The sequence below is a fragment of the Cupriavidus sp. PET2-C1 genome, assembly GCF_054515855.1.
Genome location: NZ_CM137260.1, coordinates 1105976 through 1124211, shown reverse-complemented (window position 1 = coordinate 1124211; position 18236 = coordinate 1105976). Strand labels below are relative to the sequence as shown.

At 65.6% G+C, this 18236-nt stretch carries 19 protein-coding genes; 10 read left to right on the top strand and 9 right to left on the bottom strand.

The genetic code is table 11. The features are described 5' to 3' along the window. Window positions 1-92 precede the first annotated feature (92 nt). From ACX12D_RS25055 to ACX12D_RS25045, 3 genes are all read left to right on the top strand, one after another. Window positions 93-1253 carry a tyrosine-type recombinase/integrase gene (locus ACX12D_RS25055; RefSeq protein ID WP_459376151.1) on the top strand — a complete coding sequence of 387 codons (1161 nt, stop codon included), beginning with the start codon at window positions 93-95 and terminating at the stop codon, window positions 1251-1253. A 207-nt stretch (window positions 1254-1460) separates the two neighbouring features. Further along, complete coding sequence (locus ACX12D_RS25050) at window positions 1461-1877, top strand: hypothetical protein (protein ID WP_459376150.1); 417 nt, start codon at window positions 1461-1463, stop codon at window positions 1875-1877. 324 nt (window positions 1878-2201) lie between these two features. Then, window positions 2202-2627 (top strand): hypothetical protein, encoded by a 426-nt coding sequence (locus tag ACX12D_RS25045; RefSeq protein ID WP_441631801.1) that lies wholly within the window; start codon window positions 2202-2204, stop codon window positions 2625-2627. A gap of 48 nt (window positions 2628-2675) precedes the next feature. On the opposite strand, the gene ACX12D_RS25040 is transcribed toward ACX12D_RS25045, so the two are convergent. Beyond that, the gene (locus ACX12D_RS25040; protein WP_459376149.1) at window positions 2676-2864 is read right to left on the bottom strand and encodes a hypothetical protein; all 189 of its coding nucleotides are present in this window, start codon (window positions 2862-2864) and stop codon (window positions 2676-2678) included. A gap of 149 nt (window positions 2865-3013) precedes the next feature. Further along, window positions 3014-3823 (bottom strand): sulfite exporter TauE/SafE family protein, encoded by an 810-nt coding sequence (locus tag ACX12D_RS25035; RefSeq protein WP_459376512.1) that lies wholly within the window; start codon window positions 3821-3823, stop codon window positions 3014-3016. A 123-nt stretch (window positions 3824-3946) separates the two neighbouring features. Here ACX12D_RS25035 and ACX12D_RS25030 point away from each other — a divergent pair, with 123 nt between their 5' ends. Both ACX12D_RS25030 and cqsA read left to right on the top strand, forming a co-directional pair. Next, the gene (locus tag ACX12D_RS25030; RefSeq protein ID WP_459376148.1) at window positions 3947-4798 is read left to right on the top strand and encodes an AraC family transcriptional regulator; all 852 of its coding nucleotides are present in this window, start codon (window positions 3947-3949) and stop codon (window positions 4796-4798) included. Between the two features lie 219 nt (window positions 4799-5017). Beyond that, window positions 5018-6346, top strand: a complete 1329-nt coding sequence (cqsA, locus tag ACX12D_RS25025; protein ID WP_459376147.1) for an alpha-hydroxyketone-type quorum-sensing autoinducer synthase — start codon at window positions 5018-5020, stop codon at window positions 6344-6346. Between the two features lie 18 nt (window positions 6347-6364). Here the strand turns inward: cqsA and ACX12D_RS25020 are convergent, their stop codons facing one another. The 5 genes from ACX12D_RS25020 to nthA all read right to left on the bottom strand — a co-directional run bounded on the left by ACX12D_RS25020 (window position 6365) and on the right by nthA (window position 10341). After that, complete coding sequence (locus tag ACX12D_RS25020) at window positions 6365-7714, bottom strand: sensor histidine kinase (RefSeq protein WP_459376146.1); 1350 nt, start codon at window positions 7712-7714, stop codon at window positions 6365-6367. Window positions 7715-7843: 129 nt separating this feature from the next. Further along, a complete protein-coding gene (ribA, locus tag ACX12D_RS25015) occupies window positions 7844-8440 on the bottom strand; it encodes a GTP cyclohydrolase II (protein ID WP_043355124.1) in 597 nt (198 codons plus the stop codon). 173 nt (window positions 8441-8613) lie between these two features. Beyond that, window positions 8614-9000 (bottom strand): nitrile hydratase accessory protein, encoded by a 387-nt coding sequence (locus tag ACX12D_RS25010; protein ID WP_459376145.1) that lies wholly within the window; start codon window positions 8998-9000, stop codon window positions 8614-8616. Further along, window positions 8993-9664 carry a nitrile hydratase subunit beta gene (gene nthB / locus ACX12D_RS25005; protein ID WP_459376144.1) on the bottom strand — a complete coding sequence of 224 codons (672 nt, stop codon included), beginning with the start codon at window positions 9662-9664 and terminating at the stop codon, window positions 8993-8995. Before nthB ends, ACX12D_RS25010 begins: the two co-directional genes overlap by 8 nt. Continuing rightward, the gene (gene nthA / locus ACX12D_RS25000; protein WP_459376143.1) at window positions 9661-10341 is read right to left on the bottom strand and encodes a nitrile hydratase subunit alpha; all 681 of its coding nucleotides are present in this window, start codon (window positions 10339-10341) and stop codon (window positions 9661-9663) included. The genes nthB and nthA overlap by 4 nt, the downstream gene beginning before the upstream one ends. A gap of 395 nt (window positions 10342-10736) precedes the next feature. Here nthA and ACX12D_RS24995 point away from each other — a divergent pair, with 395 nt between their 5' ends. From ACX12D_RS24995 to ACX12D_RS24985, 3 genes are all read left to right on the top strand, one after another. Beyond that, window positions 10737-11006, top strand: coding sequence for a hypothetical protein (locus tag ACX12D_RS24995; RefSeq protein WP_459376142.1), 270 nt, complete (start codon window positions 10737-10739; stop codon window positions 11004-11006). Continuing rightward, window positions 10966-11226, top strand: a complete 261-nt coding sequence (locus ACX12D_RS24990) for a nuclear transport factor 2 family protein (RefSeq protein WP_459376141.1) — start codon at window positions 10966-10968, stop codon at window positions 11224-11226. The genes ACX12D_RS24995 and ACX12D_RS24990 overlap by 41 nt, the downstream gene beginning before the upstream one ends. 167 nt (window positions 11227-11393) lie before the next feature. Then, on the top strand, window positions 11394-11864 hold the full coding sequence (locus tag ACX12D_RS24985) for an ion channel (RefSeq protein WP_459376140.1): 471 nt from the start codon (window positions 11394-11396) through the stop codon (window positions 11862-11864). A 27-nt stretch (window positions 11865-11891) separates the two neighbouring features. Here ACX12D_RS24985 and cls read toward each other — a convergent pair whose 3' ends face one another. Continuing rightward, window positions 11892-13325, bottom strand: coding sequence for a cardiolipin synthase (gene cls, locus ACX12D_RS24980; protein WP_459376139.1), 1434 nt, complete (start codon window positions 13323-13325; stop codon window positions 11892-11894). 164 nt (window positions 13326-13489) lie between these two features. Between cls and ACX12D_RS24975 the strand changes: the two genes are divergently transcribed. Beyond that, window positions 13490-14515: an aldo/keto reductase gene (locus tag ACX12D_RS24975; RefSeq protein WP_459376138.1), complete on the top strand. Its 1026-nt coding sequence runs from the start codon at window positions 13490-13492 to the stop codon at window positions 14513-14515. A 241-nt stretch (window positions 14516-14756) separates the two neighbouring features. Continuing rightward, window positions 14757-16646: a potassium transporter Kup gene (locus ACX12D_RS24970; protein WP_459376137.1), complete on the top strand. Its 1890-nt coding sequence runs from the start codon at window positions 14757-14759 to the stop codon at window positions 16644-16646. A 142-nt stretch (window positions 16647-16788) separates the two neighbouring features. Here the strand turns inward: ACX12D_RS24970 and pdxR are convergent, their stop codons facing one another. Next, on the bottom strand, window positions 16789-18210 hold the full coding sequence (gene pdxR, locus ACX12D_RS24965) for a MocR-like pyridoxine biosynthesis transcription factor PdxR (protein WP_459376511.1): 1422 nt from the start codon (window positions 18208-18210) through the stop codon (window positions 16789-16791). Window positions 18211-18236: the final 26 nt, after the last annotated feature.

Here is an 18236-nt window from a genome sequence, read left to right as displayed (position 1 = left end):
TCTCGCCTCACAGATAAGGCACGATAATGAATTGTTATCGTGCCTTATCTGGTCTTGTTGTATAATTTAATACAGCATACATCATATTTATTATGATTCCTCAAGAACCACCCTTATTCCTCGGTGACCAGGCCGAAAACCTGCCAAATCGCCCGGATTCCTCCAGCCTGAAGCCCGCTCATGCCGACTTTCCCGCGCCGCTGCGCCCGTCCGAACTCGACCCGCTTGGCCGCCAGGCCGCTGAAGCGCTGTACCGCGAGGGCGAATCCGCCAACACGGTGGCCAGCTATCGTTCCGCCTTACGGTATTGGGCCGGTTGGTTCGCGCTGCGCTACGGCCAGCCGATCGCCCTTCCCTTGCAGCCGGCGGTCATCATCCAGTTCGTCGTAGACCACGCCACGCGGACCACGCCCCAGGGGCAGACGAGCGAATTGCCGCCGGCCATCGATGCGGCACTGGTCGCTAGCGGACTCAAGGCGCGCGCCGGCCCACCGGCGTTGGCCACGCTGATGCACCGGCTGGCCGTGATTGCCAAGGCGCATCGGCTGGAGAACCTGGATAACCCCTGTGCTGACCCGGCCGCGCGTGAGCTGGTGGCGCGTACGCGCCGGGCCTATGCCAAGCGCGGCGAGCGCCCGGCGCGCAAGGCGGCGCTGACGCGTGAGCCGCTATCCCGGCTGCTCGAGACCTGTGACGATTCGCTGATCGGCCTGCGCGACCGTGCGCTGCTGCTGTTCGCCTGGTCCAGCGGTGGCCGGCGGCGCTCCGAGGTGGCGGGCGCCACGCTGGCCAACCTGCGGCGCCTTGCGCCGGGCGAGTTCGTCTATCAACTGAGCTGGTCCAAGACCAACCAGGCCGGGGCCGACCTGCCGGACAACGCCAAGCCGGTGATTGGCGCGGCGGGCGCGGCGCTGGAGGCCTGGCTGGCGGCTGCAGGGATTGGCGATGGCGCGATCTTCCGGCGCGTGCGCCGTGGCGGGCATGTGGGTGAAGCGCTGTCCGACGCCGCCGTGCGCAAGATCGTCAGGCAGCGTTGCGAGGCGGCCGGGCTGGAGGGCGATTTTTCGGCGCACTCGCTACGCTCGGGTTTTGTGACCGAGGCAGCTTCACGCCAGGTGCCGATGGCCGAGGCCATGGCCATGACGGGGCACACCAGCGTGGCGACGCTGGTGCGGTATTTCCGGGCGGCGGATGCGCGGCGCTCGGTGGCGGCTGACCTGATCGGCGCGCTGGACGAGGATGCCGAGCCGTGACAGCCGTGACAGCTGTTGCGGCCTTCCGTAACGTCTTAAATCTGTTTCTGATGCCGAGAATGCAAGGGCGCCAGAATCAAGGGAGAACGGCCGGCGCTGCTGGACAAGCTGCCCTGGGGCGGACAAGAATATGGGCCGGGTTGCGCACACGCCCACCAGCTCGACAATCATGGCGACCGCCACCGGCGGTACCAACGGGAGACTGCCATGCGGCACTGGCTTGTCCTGCTTGCGCTTGCTTGCTGCATGGGCCTGGCCCACGCCGGCAAATGCGTAAGTGGCAACAAAACGCTCTACACCGACTCCCCTTGCCCGGCCGGCTGGCAGGGCGCTGCGCTGGGCGGCAATCTCTCCCGTATCAGCCCCGAGCCGGCTACTGATGCGGTCAACCAGCAGTTCCTGAAAAAGCGCGAGGCGGAGGAGCGCGAATACCAGGCACGCCTGGTACGCGAGCAAAACGACGCCGCCCGCACCGAGGTCAACCAGTGTTACTGGCTGGCCAGCCAGATGCGGCTGCTGGAGTCCGACTACAGCGCGCGCCGCCTGGCTCGCCTGCCGGAGCAGGAGGACTACCGCCGGCGCTACCGTAACCTGCGCGACCAGCAGGCCCGGCTGCGCTGCTGAGGCCAGGGACATCGTTCGAGCGGCTGCATCAATGGCTGCATGAATGGCTGCATGAGTGCCGCGAGCCACCACAATCCGCGCCGGGTATGCCGATATGCAGGCGGTGCGCGTGCCATCGCAGCCCGACAGTGCGATGCCGCACACCATCCCTTGCCAGCAGCCGAACCCCTATGAGGCCGACGCGGCCACGTATGCCAACAAGGCATCCCGCAAGGCAAGCCAGCGCTAACCCTAGGGGTTGCAGCCAAGCCACGCGCCCGCCGCCGGGCGCGCCCTCCTGCCTATACTGACAAGCGGCCCCACTGAGCCGATAAGAAAAGGAGAATGGCTATGCCACACGAGCAATTCCTGGCCAAGCAGGAGGATCGCCGCAGCGGCCTGCGCGCGCTGCGGGCCGCGCTCTTGAAGGTGCACAAGGAAGTGATCGCACTGAATCGCGCGGAGTACGAACGCCTGCATGGCCCGATCCCGGCCGGGCTGTTCGTGCAGGTTGTCACCGAGGAGACTTATTTCCGTTGGCTGGACCCGCTCTCGCGGCTGATCATCGAGATCGACGAAGAGCTGGACGCGCCCGAGCATCACGATGAAACCTGCAGGGCGGTGGCCGCGGCCACCGAGAAATTGTTTGGCCCCGACAGCGACCCGGCGTTTCGTGACCGCTACCAGCAAGCGCTCCAGGACGAGTCAGGCGTGATCGTGGCGCATGGGCAACTGATGAAAGTCGTCGCGCAGTTGCGGCAACTGGTCTAGCAGAGCGGCCCGGTCGCTCTGGCAGGATCCGCGGACTCGGTGTTTCGTCTATTTTTTAGGGAGGGTGACGCGTCCGTGGTCCACCGAAATCGGGTCGCTGGCTGGAAAAGTTTCCCTCAGGGCTTCGTCGAGTTCGTCCTCCACATGATTATCCTTGCTGCCCGGCGATGGCTTGGATTTGGACCGCGCGGGCGTCTCGGGGGGCGTTGGCGTTACAGGCTTGCTCGTATTGGTCATGGTGATGTTCCCGCACGGGTGGGTGTGCCTTGATCTTAGAAGGCTCTTGGGCAGGATGCCAATCCCGCCCCTATCTGGCCTTGGCAGCGCCGGGCAAACGGCTGCTGGCGGGCGCTGCGGCCCTTGCACGTCAGGCGCCAGGCTTGCGCCTACTTGAACATCATGCTGACCATCACCAGGGCCAGCAGGCCGAGATAGACGCGCGCATGCACGCGATCGGGGATGCGCCCGGCCAGCGGGGCGGCAAGGCGGATGCCGGCCAGGGCGCCGATCGATAGCAGGCCGAACGCGGCAAGGTCGATGTACCCCAGGTAACCGCGGCCCAGCGCCACCGGCTGGTACCACGCCATGGCCACATAGGCCAGCGTGCCCGGCACGGCAACCGGAAGGCTCAAGGGGTTCGCCATTGCCGTGGCTTGCGCCATGCTCAGGCCGCGGCGGCGCAGCATGGGCACGGTCATGACGCTGCCCCCCACGCCGAGGAACGTGGCGACTATGCCGATCGCCAGGCCGCCCGCCACCGTCTGTGCCTGCCCGAGCCGCTGCGGTGAGCCCTGCCCGGCGCGCGCGAGAAAGCCGTGGCGTGCCAGGCAATCCAGCAGCGTGACACCCAGGTAGGCCACAAAGGCAAGGCGAACCACGTCGCTGCTCGCCAGCGTGGCGGCGCCGGCGCCCATGACGGCGCCCAACCCGATGAATCCCCCCAACGGCCACACATAGGGCCAAAGGATATTGCCTGCCAGGCGATGCTTGCGCGTGGCGAGCGCGGCGCTCAGGATCATCACCGCCGTTGAGGTCGCGACCGCGATATGCATGGCGGACTGGCCTGGCCCATGCGCATCGGCGGCGCTCAACGCGCGGTAGAGCAAAGGCACCACCACAAACCCGCCGCCGAAGCCGAACAGGACCGTGGTCAAGCCAGTCAGGTAGCCAAACAGGATGAAGAGGAGATAAAGCATCGCAAAGGAGGAGTGGGTTCCAGGTCCGCCCACGATACGTACGGTTGGCATGGCCAACCTTCGAAAATTGGTCAATAATATTTGTGTTTCGGCCATTTCACCCTTCCGCCGCCCTTTCCTTCCATGCGCAACGTCCGCATCGACGACTACGACCACGTGCCCAGGCCCGTGGTTGCGATCGGCACCGACTACCCCAAGGGCTACCTGCTGCCGCGCCACGCCCATCGCCGCGCGCAGCTGCTCTATGGCGCCACGGGTGTGATGCATGTGGCGACGCACGATGGCAACTGGATCGTCCCGCCGCAGCGCGCGGTCTGGATTCCGCCGGGGATGGCGCATGAGGTCACGATGCTGGGCGTCAGCACGCGCAGCCTGTATATCGAGCCCGGCGCCGTGCGCGGGCCGGGCGATACGTGCCAGGTGGTGGCGATATCCGCCTTGATGCGGCAGTTGCTGATCGGCGCGGTGGAGATGCCGGCGCACTACGATCCCGACGGCCGGGACGGCGCGCTGGTCGCCCTGCTGCTGCATGAGATTGCGGGCATGACGGCGCTGCCCTTGCATATTCCGCTGCCGCGCGATGCGCGGCTCGCGCCGCTATGCCACGCCTTTCTCCGGCAGCCCGACACGCATGATTCGCCGCAGCGCTGGGCCCTGGCGCTGCATATGAGCAGCCGGACCTTCAGCCGGTTTTTCCGCGCGCAGACCGGCATGGCGTTTTCGGCATGGCGCCAGCGCGCCTGCGTGGTCCTGGCCTTGTCCCGGCTGGCCGCCGGCGACGCTGTCACGCGCATCGCCCTGGATTTCGGCTACGACAGCCCGGCGGCGTTCTCGACCATGTTCCGCCGCGTGCTGGGCCACGCCCCCACTGAATATTTGCATCAGGGTGTGGCCAGCCCGCGCGCCGCCGGCGAGCCGCTGGCCGCCGCATTGCCGCCAATCAACTTGCCCGCCGAAGCCTTGGCCTACATCTAGGCGTGGCGTCGCCGCACCATTTGTCTGCTACGGAACAAGGCGAATTCCCGGACACGCGTCAGAATAGCTTGTCGGCGCAACATCAGACATGCAGCAGGCTGCCATTCCGCCCCGGAACCTATATTGCAAACAAAGGACGCGGGAAGCACCTGTGTTGCCTCGACCGTTATCGGCCGTTTCGGCCATTTTCTTTAGTCGGAGTACTTCAAAGGGGTTGTAATGAGCAATATGGATTCGGGTTGCCTGCAAGCTAGCCGTACGTCGCACCAGGCCGCCGCCACAGTGGCCGCCTGGCCGGATTTTGTCACTGCACGGGTGGCGAGCCACGAGGTAGAACGCGTCCAGAAGCGCTGGGGTGGCAGCCACCTGCTGCACGGTCGGCAACCTGGGTCCGACGCCGTGCATTTTTCCAGCAACGACTATCTTTGCGTGCTCGGCGAAGACAAGCTGGTGCGCGCGCAGACGGCCGCCATGCGCGGGCCTGAGAGTGAGCTGCTGATGTCGGCGGTGTTCCAGTACGGCGACAATCCCACCAGCCGGCTGGAGCGCAAGCTGGCACAGTTCAGCGGCGCCGAGGACAGCATCCTTTGCCAGTCGGGCTGGGTGGCCAATGTTGGCCTGCTGCAGAGCATCGCCAACGAGCGCACGCCGGTCTACCTGGACATGCTGGCCCATATGTCGCTGTGGGAAGGCGCCCACGCGGCGCGCGCCCGTGCCGTGCCGTTCATGCACAACGACGCGGAGCACGCCGAGCGCCAGATCCGCAAGGATGGCCCCGGCATCATCGTGGTGGATTCCGTCTACAGCACCAATGGCAGTCTGTGCCCGTTGACCGATTTCGTGGAGGTCGCGGAGCGTACCGGCAGTGTGATCGTGGTGGATGAATCGCATTCTCTGGGCACGCATGGCCCCGGCGGCGCTGGCCTGGTGGCCCAACTGGGATTGTCGAAGCGGGTTCACTTCCAGACGGCCAGCCTGGCCAAGGCGTTTGGCGGCCGCGCGGGGCTGGTGACCTGCCCGTCGTCGTTCAAGGGGTATTTCGCCGCGGAATCGCGCCCGGCCATTTTCAGCTCGGGGCTGCTCAGCCATGAACTGGCCTGGTTCGATGCCGCAGCGGATTTCATCGCCGGGGCGAACGATCGCCGCCGGCAGTTGCACGCGGTATCGGCTCAGGTGCGCGAAGCGCTGTCCGGGCTGGGCTACAACGTTTCGGCAGGATCCGAGCAGATCATCGCGCTGGAGTCTGGCACCGAGGAGCAGACGCTGGTGCTGCGCAATGCCTTGCAGTCACGCGGGATCTTTGGCGCCGTATTTTGCGCGCCGGCCACCGCGCGGGACCGCGCGCTGATGCGGCTGACCATGCATGCCCACCTCACGGCCGTGGAAATCGAGCGCCTGATCCAGGTCTGCGCGGAAATCCGCGATGAGGTGAACCTGGCCGGCTGGCGCTCCACGCAGCGCAAGCCGCGCACGCCGGTGGCGCGCCCGCCGATGGCCATGCAGACCACGCTGCAAGCCAGCCTCGAAGCGCTGCACGGTACGGCCTGAAGCGGGCTCAAAGCGGGCTCAGCTTGCTGCGCCGACGCCCTCCGGGCGCGGCTTGGCAAACGGGAATTCGAGGACGAATTCCGTGTATTCATGCTCGACCGAGCTGCAATGGATGCGCCCGTCCCAGGCCTCGAGCGTCTCGCGGCAAAAGGCCAGGCCGATGCCGGTACCCTCGTTGCGCGGGTAGGTGTGGAAGCGCTTGAAGATGGACGGCAGCTCGCGCTCCGGCACGCCGGTGCCAGTATCGCGGAAGATCAGCCGGTTGCGCCGGGTGCCGCGCTCCAGCCGCAGCCGGATATCGCCGTGCCCCGCCCGCGCCAGCGCATGCAGCGCGTTCTTGATCAGGTTGAACAGCACCATGACCATCAGCTTCTGGTCTGCGTGGATCAGGAAATCCTGTTCCAGATCCACGCGAACAAGCTCCCGCTGGCTGGCTTCGAAGGGGTAGCGGGAGATCGCTTCCTCCACGGCCTGGCCGAGCAGGAAAACCTCGCTGGGCCCATGCAGGGCCTTGGCGCGTGCATTGACCAGCAGCACGTCGATGCCGTGGTTCATGCGGTCGACCTCTAGCTGGATCCGCGGCAACGCATCCTTGAGCAGGCCAAAATGCGCCCGCGGCAGGTGCAGCGAGTTCTCCGGCGTCTCGTTTTCCTCATAGAAACGGATCAGGCCCGGCAGGTACCGGCCCATGCCGAGCGCCGTGGAGCCGATGCTGCGGATCGGCGTGCGCAACTCATGGGCTACCGTGCCCAGCGCAATCGCCATGCCGTCCAGCTTTTCCTGGATCAGGATGCGCTGGTCGATCTTCAGCACGGCAATGGTACAGATGGTGAAACCGATGATCGGCAGCTCCATCGGCCAGTTCACCTCCAGCAACGCGGCGGGCGGCGGCGTGACGTAGTTGTAGACCAGCCACGCCAGGGTGGTGCCCACCAGCAGGGAGGTGGCGCCACCCAGCCAGCCGCTGAAGTTGAAGAGGATGATGACGGCGATCACGAGCGACTGGGACCACACCAGGTTGCCGTGATTCATCAAATACATGTAGACGAAGAAAAACGACAGGCTGTATGTCAGGGTCGCCAAAAAATGTGCAGGAAGCCATTTTTTGTCGCGCAGGTCGCGCGAGACGATCAGTGGCAGGCACATGACCATGGCCACCAGCCGCAGGACCAGGCTCTCGTAAGGCTGGGGAAACCAGAATTTCCAGATCAGGTAGAACGCCGGGTAGCCCGTGAAGGCAAGCCATCCCAGCAGGCGGATGCGCTTGACCTGGGCCGGCTGGCGGACATCGAGATGGACTTCCCTGGCAAGCACCCGGCGCAGGCGCATCGCGTTTTCACCGCAACTGCGTTGAATCTGGGCAAGCATGTTGAGAACCGGCTGAGGGCTGATGGTGGCAACGATGCGAAAGTGTAGCCGGATACCGCGGCTCTTTTTTCGATTTTGTGCGCTTTTCGTAGCTTCGGCCGGAATCCGCCGTTGGCTTGCCGCCCGGCTTCAATCCAACAGGTGGCCCATCCGCTCGCGTTTGGTCTCCAGGTATTTTTCGTTCTCGGCGTTGGACGGCACGATATGGCGCATCTGCTCCACTACCTTGATGCCTGCGGCTTCCAGCGCCTGCTTCTTCTTAGGATTGTTGCTCATCAGCCGGATCGACTTGACGCCCCACTGATGCAGCAGGTCGGCGGCAAAGGCGTAGTTGCGGCTATCGATTTCCTGGCCCAGCGCCAGGTTGGCGTCGACCGTGTCGAGCCCGCCGTCCTGCAGCGCATAGGCGCGGATCTTGTGGCCCAGGCCGATCCCGCGCCCTTCCTGGCCCCGCAGGTACAACAGGATGCCGCGGCCTTCCTCGGCGATCTTCTTCATGGCCAGGTCGAGCTGTTCGCCGCAGTCGCAACGGCACGAGCCGAACACGTCGCCGGTCAGGCATTCGGAATGCAGGCGGGTCAGCACAGCCTCGCCGGTGATGTCGCCGACGCTCAGCGCAAGGTGTTCGATGCCCGAAACGGCACCCTTGAAGGCGTGGGCGGTAAATTCGCCAAAACGGGTCGGCAAGCGGGCCGAGCCGATCAGCTGGATCTCTGTGTCGTTCATGTCAGTCGGAGTGTTGCGCCGGCCTTGGCGGCGCGGCATCGGGGCGCTTGATAGCGTCTAGTCCGCTACGGTAGCACGAGCGGGGCCGGATCGCTGGCGGGCAAGTGGCCGGGCGCGCTGCGCGCGGCATGTCTCTGGCCTGAAAGTTCCGCTAAAACCTGCCTCTTGCCGCCTCAGCCAAGCTCGATCGGCTGGCCGTGGGGCGTGCGCCGGGCCGCGGCGTCCCACGCGTCGCGCCGGTCCAGCAGCGCGGCGCCGTCGACCAGGCCTTTGGCCGCGGCGAGGCGCTCCAGCGCGGTCAGCCAGAAGCGGTAGTAATGCTCGCCGTTGTCGGGATCCCCCCCGGCCTGGGCTTCGCGGATGACCTTGGACAGCGTGGCCGCCCATTCCGTCCAGGTAAAGGCACCGCGCGCATGCAGGGCGAGCGCCAGCGCAAAGGCCTGTGCTTCCCACGGCTCACGGAACACCGGACCGGTGCTGTCGCAAGGCAGTGCCGGCAGTGCTGAGCGCATGGCCAGCAGGCTTGCGGGCGAGGGCAACGTTGACGCCGAATCAACCATGGGCCACCTCCGCCGGGTCAAGGTAAGACTCCCAGCAATCCGCGCACACCGAGGCCGCGGTGGTGTCGGGGCCCCACAACTCGGTGGCGGCAAAGCGCACGGTGTAGAGCCACTGCGGCTGGTCGCCTGCCCCGGCGGCACTGGCATCCGGGAACACATGGGCGCCATGCACAGCCGCGATCTCGCCCTGCCGTCCACGGCAATAGCGTGGCAGCCGGGTGTGGCCGGCGGGATGCATCTGGCGGGTGCGTACCCGGTCGCCCACCTGGAAGCGGGCGGCTCCCGGCGCCGGCCGGACGCTGGGCGTGCCGCGCGCCAGGGCCGGGGCAACGTGATCTGCGCTCAGGATGCGCGCGAGGGGCAGCGGCGGCGCGGTGGATGCGCCGCTGGCGATTTCCTCCGCATTGGCCAGGCCGGTCTTGAGCAGCATGGCCTTGAGGCCTTCGAACCAGATCTGGTAGTAGCTGCTGCCAAGATACTGCGCCGGCGGCAGGCTTTCGCGGGCCGCGCGCATGGTGTCGATATTCCACTTGCCGACCGCGCCCATGGCGAGCGTAAGCGCGAGCATGCGGCGCTCCCAGCCGGCGTGGAATACCGGCTCATCGGGTTCCGGGCGAACCGGGCCGAAGCCCTGCATGCCGCCGAGGTCCTGGCCACCGTTCATTGCGGCTCCCCTGCCGTAGCCGGCGTGGTCACGTCTGGCAGCAGGCCCGTGCCGATCATGGCGTCACGGGTCACCAGTTCCGCCAGCGCTTGCTCGCTCCAGCCCTCGGTGCCGGCCGGGCGCATGGGCAGCACCAGGTAGCGCAGCTCGGCGGTGGAGTCCCACACCTGGATCTGCACCGCCTGCGGCAGCGAAAAACCAAAATCGCGCAGCACGCCGCGCGGGTCGATCACCGCCCGCGCGCGGTACGGCGCGGACTTGTACCAGACCGGCGGCAGTCCCAGCACCGGCCAGGGATAACAGGAGCACAGGGTGCAGACCACCATGTTGTGGGTGGCGGGCGTGTTCTCCAGCACGATCATGTGCTCGCCCTGGCGCCCGGTAAAACCGAGCGAGGCGATGGCCGCTGTAGCGTCCTCCAGCAGCCAAGCCTTGTAGGCGGGATCGGCCCAGGCCTTGGCGACCACGCGCGCCCCGTTGCGCGGGCCGATGTGTTGCTCGTAGGTCTCGATCAGGACATCCAGCGCGGCCGGGTCGACATAGCCCTTCTCCACCAGCAGGGATTCCAGCGCGCGCACACGCAGGTCCATCTCGGAGAGCGTGCTGCCGCCGTGATCATGCTCATGGTCATGGTCGTGCGGGGGACTGGCTGGCGAGTCGGGAGAGTCTTGGCGCATGGATGTCTGGGGAGATCGTTCCGGGATCGTTCTGGCACGGACACTGCTGAGCGCTCAGTATGGCCGCGCGCGCAGCGCCTGGCAATCCGGGCCACCAGGCGCCCCGGGCCAGGCCCGCCGGCTCCAGGGCATCGCCCGCAAACCGTGACCGTCGCGCTCACCGCGCTCACTGCGTCCCTAGCGCCTCTTCGTCCAATCGATCCCCTCTAAAGAGGGGCAGCACCACAACCGCGAACTGCGCAGACTTGTATGCAAAGTCTGCCAGGACGTTGACCACCTGGCTGCGTGGCTGGCCACGTTTCATTTCGGCTTTTGCGTTGCTACCAGCGAGGCTGCATGGCGCCTGTACCGATTTCCCTGCCCCTGCCCCCTCCCCTTTACGACCATTGACGGCGATGAAGGAAAAACTAGCATACTGCCCGCTTTGCGGCACCCAGGCCGCAGCCAGCGCCCGTCGAGGCAGTTACGGGCAATGGGTGCGGTACGACTGCGACAACCCTGAGTGCGGCCCGGTCGAGATCAGCACCAAGGCTCGCCGCAGCCTGCGCGAGCCCGCCCGGCAGGCCGAGCTCCGCGCCCTGGCCCGCTCCAGCCGCGAACACGGCAAGGTGCCACGCGTCGGCTTTGACGGGCCACGCGGCGAACTCTACGTCGAGTTCGACTAGGCCCGCCTCGCTGGGCGACACCGCGCGCTTCCATGCCGACGATGCCCGCCGCAAGGATCCCTTCAACGATGTGCGCGGACGCGAGGCGATCCGCCGGATCTTTGCACACAGGTTCGGCGCCACGGACAACCCGCGCTTTGTGATTGGTGAGCAATGCCGGCAGCCGGGCCAGGCGTTTGTGCTGTGGGACTTCCACTTCACCCGGAAGGGCAAGCCCTAGCCGCGCTAGTGCGCATCGGGCTGGCATTGCGCGTGATCCCCCGTTACATTCCAAGCAGTTTGTGACCGTGCGCGTCCATGTTCCGGGGAACATACCGGCGGCAAGGGGGGTCACTATCGCGTGCCGCGTCGCAACCGAGGCGAGCCCGGCCCGACAAGGAATGCCCAATGAATCTCACCGTCCACGATCTCCTGGCCTTGGCCTGCGCCAGCATCCTCACCGTGGCCGTGGTCGCCATCCACTACGAAGCCCTGCGCCTGCTGTCAGGCATGAATCCGCGCCGCTGGACCGGACGCGTCAACGTTGGCGTGCTGATCGTCTGCATCATCCTGGCCCATAGCCTTGAAGCCATGGTGTTCGCCGTCGGCTACTGGGTGGCGGGCTATGTGCTGGGCCTGGGCGGCCTCGCCAGTGCCCATCCCATCACGCCCATCGTCTACCTCTATTTCTCGCTTGAGACCTTCACCACGCAAAGCCTGGGCGACCTCGCGCCGGTCGGCGCCACGCGCCTGCTCGCCAGCATCGAGCCGCTGGTGGGCCTGATCCTGATCGGCTGGTCGACGTCCTTCACCTACATCATCATGCGCCGCGACTGGCCAACCGGCACCTCGATGCAAGCGGCGCAAGCGGATCTGTAGGCACGGAGCGCAGGGCCTCGCGCACGGCTAGAGGATCGGCGCGAAGAGCGTGGCCACGTGCATCGCCACGCGGTGCAGCCTCGGCGCGGCGGTGTATTCGCTGCGCTCGATCTGGCGGGCCTGCGCGAAGTCCGCCTCCAGCATGCGCGTCACGCTGGCGGCAAAATCGCGGTCCGCGGTCATCACCATCAGCTCGAAATTGAGCCGGAATGAGCGGTTATCGAGGTTTGCGCTGCCAACCGCCGCGGCCTCATCGTCGATCAGGATGACCTTCTGGTGCAGGAAGCCCGGCTCGTAGCGATAGAGCTTCACGCCCGCGCAGACCGCCTGGTAGGCATACAGCGTGGAGGCGGCGAACACCACGAGATGGTCGGGGCGCGCCGGCAGCAGGATGCGTACGTCAACCCCGCGCAGCACTGCCAGCCGGAGCACGGCGAACACGGCCTCGTCCGGCACGAAGTACGGGCTGGTGATCCACACCCGCCAGCGCGCCGCCTGGATCGCCTCGACGAAGAACAGCGAGCAGGTCTCCTGCGCGTCGGCGGGGCCGGATGGCACCACCTGGCAGGTCATGCCCCCGGCAGGTGCTGCCGGCGGGGGCAGCAGCATCGGTACCTCCCGCGCGGCCCAGAACCAGTCCTCGGCAAACACCATCTGCAAGTCCAGCACGGCGCTGCCGCGGATCTCGATATGCGTGTCGCGCCAGGGCGCCAGCGGCGGCTTTTGCCCGAGGTACTCGTTGCCAACGTTGTGGCCGCCCGTAAACGCGCACGCCCCATCCACCACCACCAGCTTTCGGTGGTTGCGGAAATTGAGCTGAAAGCGGTTGACAAAGCCGCGCCGCGTGGCAAAGGCGCGCGCCTCCACGCCGGCGGCCAGCAGCGTCTTGACGTATTGGCCGGGCAACGCATGCGAGCCGATGCTGTCGTAGAGGAAATACACCTTCACGCCCGCGGCAGCGCGTTCGCACAGCAGGCTCTGCAGGTGCCGCCCGAGCGCATCGTCGTGGACGATGAAGAACTGCACGATCACCACCTGCCGCGCGGCGGCGATCGCCGCGAAGATGGCCTCGAACGTCGCCTCGCCGTTGACCAGCAGCCGCACTGCGTTATTGGCCAGGCACGGCATGCCGGTCAGCTGGGGCAAGGCGCGCAGGTAAGGCTCGGAGGGCGAGTGCACCACGCTGGCGTCGCGCGCCTCGCGCTCGTGCGGCTCCATCTCGTGCGTGACCTCGCGCAACCGGTCGTTGTTGAAGCGCCGGGCATTCACGTAGCCGGCAAAACTGCTGCTGCCGAGGATCAGGTAGGGGATCAGCGTGAAGTACGGCATCATCACCAGCGAGCCAGCCCACGCAATGGCGCCGGGCGCGGTGCGCACCGTCATGACCGCGTGCAAGGCCGCGACGACGCCAAGCAGATGGAACACCAGCACGATCGCCGCGACGAGGGAGGGGCTGAGCATGATCGTTAGTTTTCGCCTTGGTGGAGCACGGACCACAATGGCTAGCATTCTGGCATAGCCGCGCCGCCGGGGCAGGCAGAATTTCCCCGCAGGCGTTAAGCTTTCACGCTTTCACGCCTTACTGCTTTACTGCCTTACCGCCAGCCACATCAAGGAAGACCGCAATGTCAGAGTTCAAGATGGAGTACAGGCGCCTGGGCGCCAGCAACCTCAAGGTATCGACCCTGTGCCTCGGCACCATGATGTTCGCCGACCAGACCGACGAAGCCGAGGCCGGCCGCATCGTCGACAGTGCCCGCGCGCACGGCGTCAACTTCATCGACACCGCGGACGTGTACAGCAAGGGCGGCTCCGAGCGCATGGTGGGCAAGCTGCTCGCCGCCGACCGCAATGACTGGATCCTGGCCAGCAAGCTCGGCAACCCGATGCAGGCTGCGCCCAACCATTCGCACTACTCGCGCACCTGGATCTTGCGCGAAGTCGAGGAAAGCCTGGGCCGCCTTGGCACCGACTACCTCGACATCCTCTACCTGCACCGCGACTACCCCGGCGAAAACCTGGAGGAACCCGTGCGTGCCATGGGCGACCTGGTCCGTGCCGGCAAGATCCGCTACTGGGCCTTGTCCAATTTCCGCGGCTGGCGCATCGCCGAGGCCGCACGCCTGTGCGACCAGCTCGGCGTGCCGCGCCCGGTGGTTTGCCAGCCTTACTACAACCTGCTCAACCGCATGCCCGAGGTGGAAATCCTGCCGGCCTGCCAGCACTTCGGCCTTGGGGTGGTGCCCTACAGCCCGATCGCGCGCGGCGTGCTCACCGGCAAGTACCTGCCCGGCCAGCAGCCCCCGCAAGACTCACGCGCGGGCCGCGCCGACCGCCGCATGATGGAAACCGAATTCCGCGAGGAATCGCTGGTGATTGCCCAGACGCTGAAGGCGCACGCCGATGCGCGCGGCCTCAAGCTGGGCCAGTTCGCCACCGCCTGGGTGCTGGCCAACCCCATCATCAGCTCGGTGATTGCCGGGCCGCGCACGCTGGCACAGTTCGAGGACTACTTTGGCGCCGTCGGCGTGCCCATCTCCGCCGCCGAGGAGGCCCTGGTCGACCAGCTGGTGCGCCCCGGACATGCCTCCACGCATGGCTACAACGATCCGAACTATCCGCTGACCGGGCGTCCGGTTCCGGCAGCCTGACCGCGTTGCCCCGCCAGGGTGGCCCGCCGGCTCCCCTACCCACAACCGGCCAGCCTGGCAACCCGCACGCGCGGTTGCCGGGCCGCCCGCCCTGGCCGGCGCCTCGCGCTCGAGCCAGTCCACGCTTCGCCGACAGATCGCGGGTCTTGCCTCGCGATTATCATCATGTTGGCTCACAAACCATGATCTTCATCCCGGGCTTCCCGGAATGTTCTTCAATGCGTTGCCTGGAGGGATAGTCATGCCGCAAGCCCCAGCGCTGATCGATACGCCCGCTAAAGCCCGTTCCGGCCTCGCCGTCATGGGGCTGTCCGCACTGGGCGTGGTATTTGGCGACATCGGCACCAGCCCGCTTTACACCTTGAAAACCGTGCTCGCGCTCTCGGGTGGCAAACCGTCGGCACCGGTTGTCCTGGGCCTCCTGAGCCTGCTGATCTGGACCTTGATCATCATCACGACGGTAAAGTATGTGTCCTTTGCCATGCGCATCGATAACAACGGCGAGGGCGGCATTCTCGCTCTGATGTCGCTGTTGGGGATCAAGAAGAAAAAACGCCCGCTGGTGGTGGCCGCCGGGCTGTTCGGGGCGGCATTGATCTATGGCGACGGCGCGATCACACCGGCCATCTCCGTGCTCTCCGCGCTGGAGGGGCTGGAGATTGTCTTTCCCGAGGCCAAATCCATTATCCTGCCGGCCACGGTGGCCATACTGGTGGCGCTCTTTGCCATTCAGCCAATGGGAACGTCCCGCATCGGCAGGACCTTCGGGCCGATCATGGCGTTATGGTTTCTGTGCATTGCCGTGCTTGGCATTCGCGGCATCCTGTTGCACCCATCGATCCTGATTGCACTCAATCCGGTCTATGGCCTGGAATTCCTGTTCTCCAATGGCTATACCAGTTTCCTGGTGCTGGGCGGCATTTTCCTCTGCGTGACCGGCGCCGAGGCGCTGTATGCCGACATGGGCCATTTCGGGCCGCGCCCGATCCGCCTCGCCTGGTCCGTCATCGTGTTTCCCAGCCTGCTGCTCAACTATGCCGGACAGGCCGCGCTGGTATTGTCCGGGGCCGATTCAACGCACAACATCTTCTACCTGCTCTGCCCGCCGCCGCTGCTGGTGCCCTTGGTTATCCTGGCCGCCGTGGCGACGGTGATCGCCAGCCAGTCCATCATTACCGGCGCCTTTTCCATGACGCGCCAGGCGATCCAGCTAGGATGGCTGCCGCATCTGCGGATCAGGCAGACCTCCGAGGAGGGCTATGGGCAGATCTATGTCGGCACGGTCAACTGGCTGCTGATGGTGGTGACGGTCGGCCTGGCGCTGTTCTTCAAGTCATCGGATCAACTGGCTTCCGCCTATGGCATCGCCGTTTCGCTCACCATGCTGATGACGTCCGTGCTGCTGTTTATCGCCATGCGCGATGTCTGGGGCTGGAGCCCGTGGGCCAGCGCGGCCGTGTCCGGCGTCTTCCTGACCATCGACGGCGGGTTCTTCGTGGCCAATCTCGCCAAGGTACTGGATGGCGGGTATATCCCGTTGATGCTGGCGGCGGTTGTCTACGGCGTCATGTTGACCTGGCATCGGGGCACGGCCGCGATTTCGGCGGCCATCAATGAAGACATCATGCCGATCGAAGCGTTCCTGGCCGAGGTGCGGGCAAAGAGCGTTCCGCGCGTGCCCGGGACCGGGGTGTTCCTGACGCGAACGCTGGATGGCACGCCGCCGGTGATGCTGTGGCATGTCAAGCGCAACCACGCCTTGCAGCAGAAGATCCTTGCCGTGAGCATCGTGACGGAAACCGTGCCGTGGATCAAGGATGCCGAGCGCCTGACGCTAACGGAACTGATGCCGGGCTTCTGGCGCGTCAACGCCCGCTACGGCTTTATGGAGCGGCCCGATGTTCCAAAGCTGCTGCTACAGCCCCAGTTGCTGCCCTGCGGGCTGGACCTGGCCACCATCACTTACTACATGGGCCTGGAGACCATCGTGCTGCGCGAGGGCGACAGCCGGATGCCGCACTGGCAAGGCAATCTGTTCGCCTTGATGGTCAGGAACGGCATGCACGTTACCGATCTTTTCCGGCTGCCCAGCGATCAGGTGGTAGAGATTGGCCGCCGCGTCTCGATCTGACAATCGGGCAATCGGACAATCTGACTATCAAGCTCCCCTGCCGGCCAACGCATTGCAATACGCACCTTGCGTCGTGCCCAACCTCTCTGCCTCGCAAGGATCGCGGTCTCGAGGGATTGCCCGTACCTTTAGTCCTTCCAGATCATCCCAATTGCTGCCCCAGCGCACGTGCTGCACGAGCGAGCGCGGCCTCGTCGTAGCCCGCGTATCCGAACAGCCAACCGCGGCGCTTTGCCGCGATGCAATAGCTCGAGATCGGCGCGAGATGCACGCCTGCGTCTTGCGCTCGCCGGCTCAAATCAGTGTCTCGGATTTGTCCGCCTACTTCGAAGGCGAGATGCATGCCTTGTAAGCTGGGTTCAAGCGCAATCGCACCGTTGGTGGCTCGCGTGAGATGGTGAATCATCGCGGCCTGACGCTCTCGGTATAACTCTCGCATGCGACGCAGGTGACGTAGCAGATGACCCTCGGCGATGAATCGCGCGAGTACATCCTGCACTGCGCCGGGCGATTGGCGATCACTCAACGCCCGCGCTCGCGTGAACGCATCGACCAGTTCATCAGGCAGTACGATGAACCCCAATCGAAGCCCCGCACCCAGTGACTTCGAAAACGTGCCTACATGCAGTACGCGCGCGTCGTGCGCCATGCTGCAGAGCGCGGGAATCCGCTGGGCGCCGTACTGGAATTCGCCGTCATAGTCATCCTCGACAATCCATGCGCGATTTGCTCGGGCCCACTCGATCAGGGTGCTGCGGCGAGCCAGGCTCATGGGTACGCCGAGCGGGAACTGATGCGTTGGCGTCACAACGGCGAGCTTTGCTTTCGGATAAAGCGGTGCGCCTTGCGCGATGCACAGTCCTTGCGCATCGACTGGAACTGGCCGCACCAGTGCCCCATGCGCGATTAAGTTGGCACGGATACCTGGATAGCCCGGGTCTTCGACCAGCACTTCGTCGCCAACGTCGAGCAGCAGCCGCGCAACCAGGTCCAATGCCTGTTGCGAGCCGGCGGTGATCAGCACTTGCCCCGCATCGCAGCGGATGCCGCGGGATACCAGTAGCCATTGCGCGATCGCAGCGCGCAGCGGTGGATGGCCGGCAGCCTCGGTATAACCGGCGCCAACGACGCGAGTGGCGATCGGTGTCTTTCGTTCCAATCGATCCCATATGGCGAACGGAAACGCTTCCAGCGCCGGGCGACCAAGGCGAAAGGGTAATGCCTCGCCCGTGGCGGGGTTCCAGCGCGAACCGGTCTCGGCAATCAAGCGACCACGCTGCGACAACAGCTGGTGCGCGACAATCTTCGGCCCGTGTGCAGTGCCACGAACCGGAGGGCTACGCTCTGCCACATAGGTGCCATCGCCAACCCGAGCGACCAGGTAGCCCTCGGACTGCAGGCGCTCTACGGCCCAGAGCACTGTGTTGCGTGACACGCCCAGTACACGTGCATGCTCGCGCGAGGGCGGCAGGCGGGCGCCAGCCGCGAAGACCCCAGTCTCGATGCCCTCGCGCAGGCGCAGATAGACCTGCTGGCGCAATTGACCCTGAACGGCTCCTCGCATTGCCAAGAAATGGCTCCTTATTGTGA

Coding starts and splice junctions, on each gene's coding strand:
- ACX12D_RS25055 (WP_459376151.1), top strand. CDS start 93: ATGATTCCTCAAGAACCACCCTTATTCCTCGGTGACCAGGCCGAAAAC.
- ACX12D_RS25050 (WP_459376150.1), top strand. CDS start 1,461: ATGCGGCACTGGCTTGTCCTGCTTGCGCTTGCTTGCTGCATGGGCCTG.
- ACX12D_RS25045 (WP_441631801.1), top strand. CDS start 2,202: ATGGCTATGCCACACGAGCAATTCCTGGCCAAGCAGGAGGATCGCCGC.
- ACX12D_RS25040 (WP_459376149.1), bottom strand. CDS start 2,864: ATGACCAATACGAGCAAGCCTGTAACGCCAACGCCCCCCGAGACGCCC.
- ACX12D_RS25035 (WP_459376512.1), bottom strand. CDS start 3,823: ATGCTTTATCTCCTCTTCATCCTGTTTGGCTACCTGACTGGCTTGACC.
- ACX12D_RS25030 (WP_459376148.1), top strand. CDS start 3,947: ATGCGCAACGTCCGCATCGACGACTACGACCACGTGCCCAGGCCCGTG.
- cqsA (WP_459376147.1), top strand. CDS start 5,018: ATGAGCAATATGGATTCGGGTTGCCTGCAAGCTAGCCGTACGTCGCAC.
- ACX12D_RS25020 (WP_459376146.1), bottom strand. CDS start 7,714: ATGCTTGCCCAGATTCAACGCAGTTGCGGTGAAAACGCGATGCGCCTG.
- ribA (WP_043355124.1), bottom strand. CDS start 8,440: ATGAACGACACAGAGATCCAGCTGATCGGCTCGGCCCGCTTGCCGACC.
- ACX12D_RS25010 (WP_459376145.1), bottom strand. CDS start 9,000: ATGGTTGATTCGGCGTCAACGTTGCCCTCGCCCGCAAGCCTGCTGGCC.
- nthB (WP_459376144.1), bottom strand. CDS start 9,664: ATGAACGGTGGCCAGGACCTCGGCGGCATGCAGGGCTTCGGCCCGGTT.
- nthA (WP_459376143.1), bottom strand. CDS start 10,341: ATGCGCCAAGACTCTCCCGACTCGCCAGCCAGTCCCCCGCACGACCAT.
- ACX12D_RS24995 (WP_459376142.1), top strand. CDS start 10,737: ATGAAGGAAAAACTAGCATACTGCCCGCTTTGCGGCACCCAGGCCGCA.
- ACX12D_RS24985 (WP_459376140.1), top strand. CDS start 11,394: ATGAATCTCACCGTCCACGATCTCCTGGCCTTGGCCTGCGCCAGCATC.
- cls (WP_459376139.1), bottom strand. CDS start 13,325: ATGCTCAGCCCCTCCCTCGTCGCGGCGATCGTGCTGGTGTTCCATCTG.
- ACX12D_RS24975 (WP_459376138.1), top strand. CDS start 13,490: ATGTCAGAGTTCAAGATGGAGTACAGGCGCCTGGGCGCCAGCAACCTC.
- ACX12D_RS24970 (WP_459376137.1), top strand. CDS start 14,757: ATGCCGCAAGCCCCAGCGCTGATCGATACGCCCGCTAAAGCCCGTTCC.
- pdxR (WP_459376511.1), bottom strand. CDS start 18,210: ATGCGAGGAGCCGTTCAGGGTCAATTGCGCCAGCAGGTCTATCTGCGC.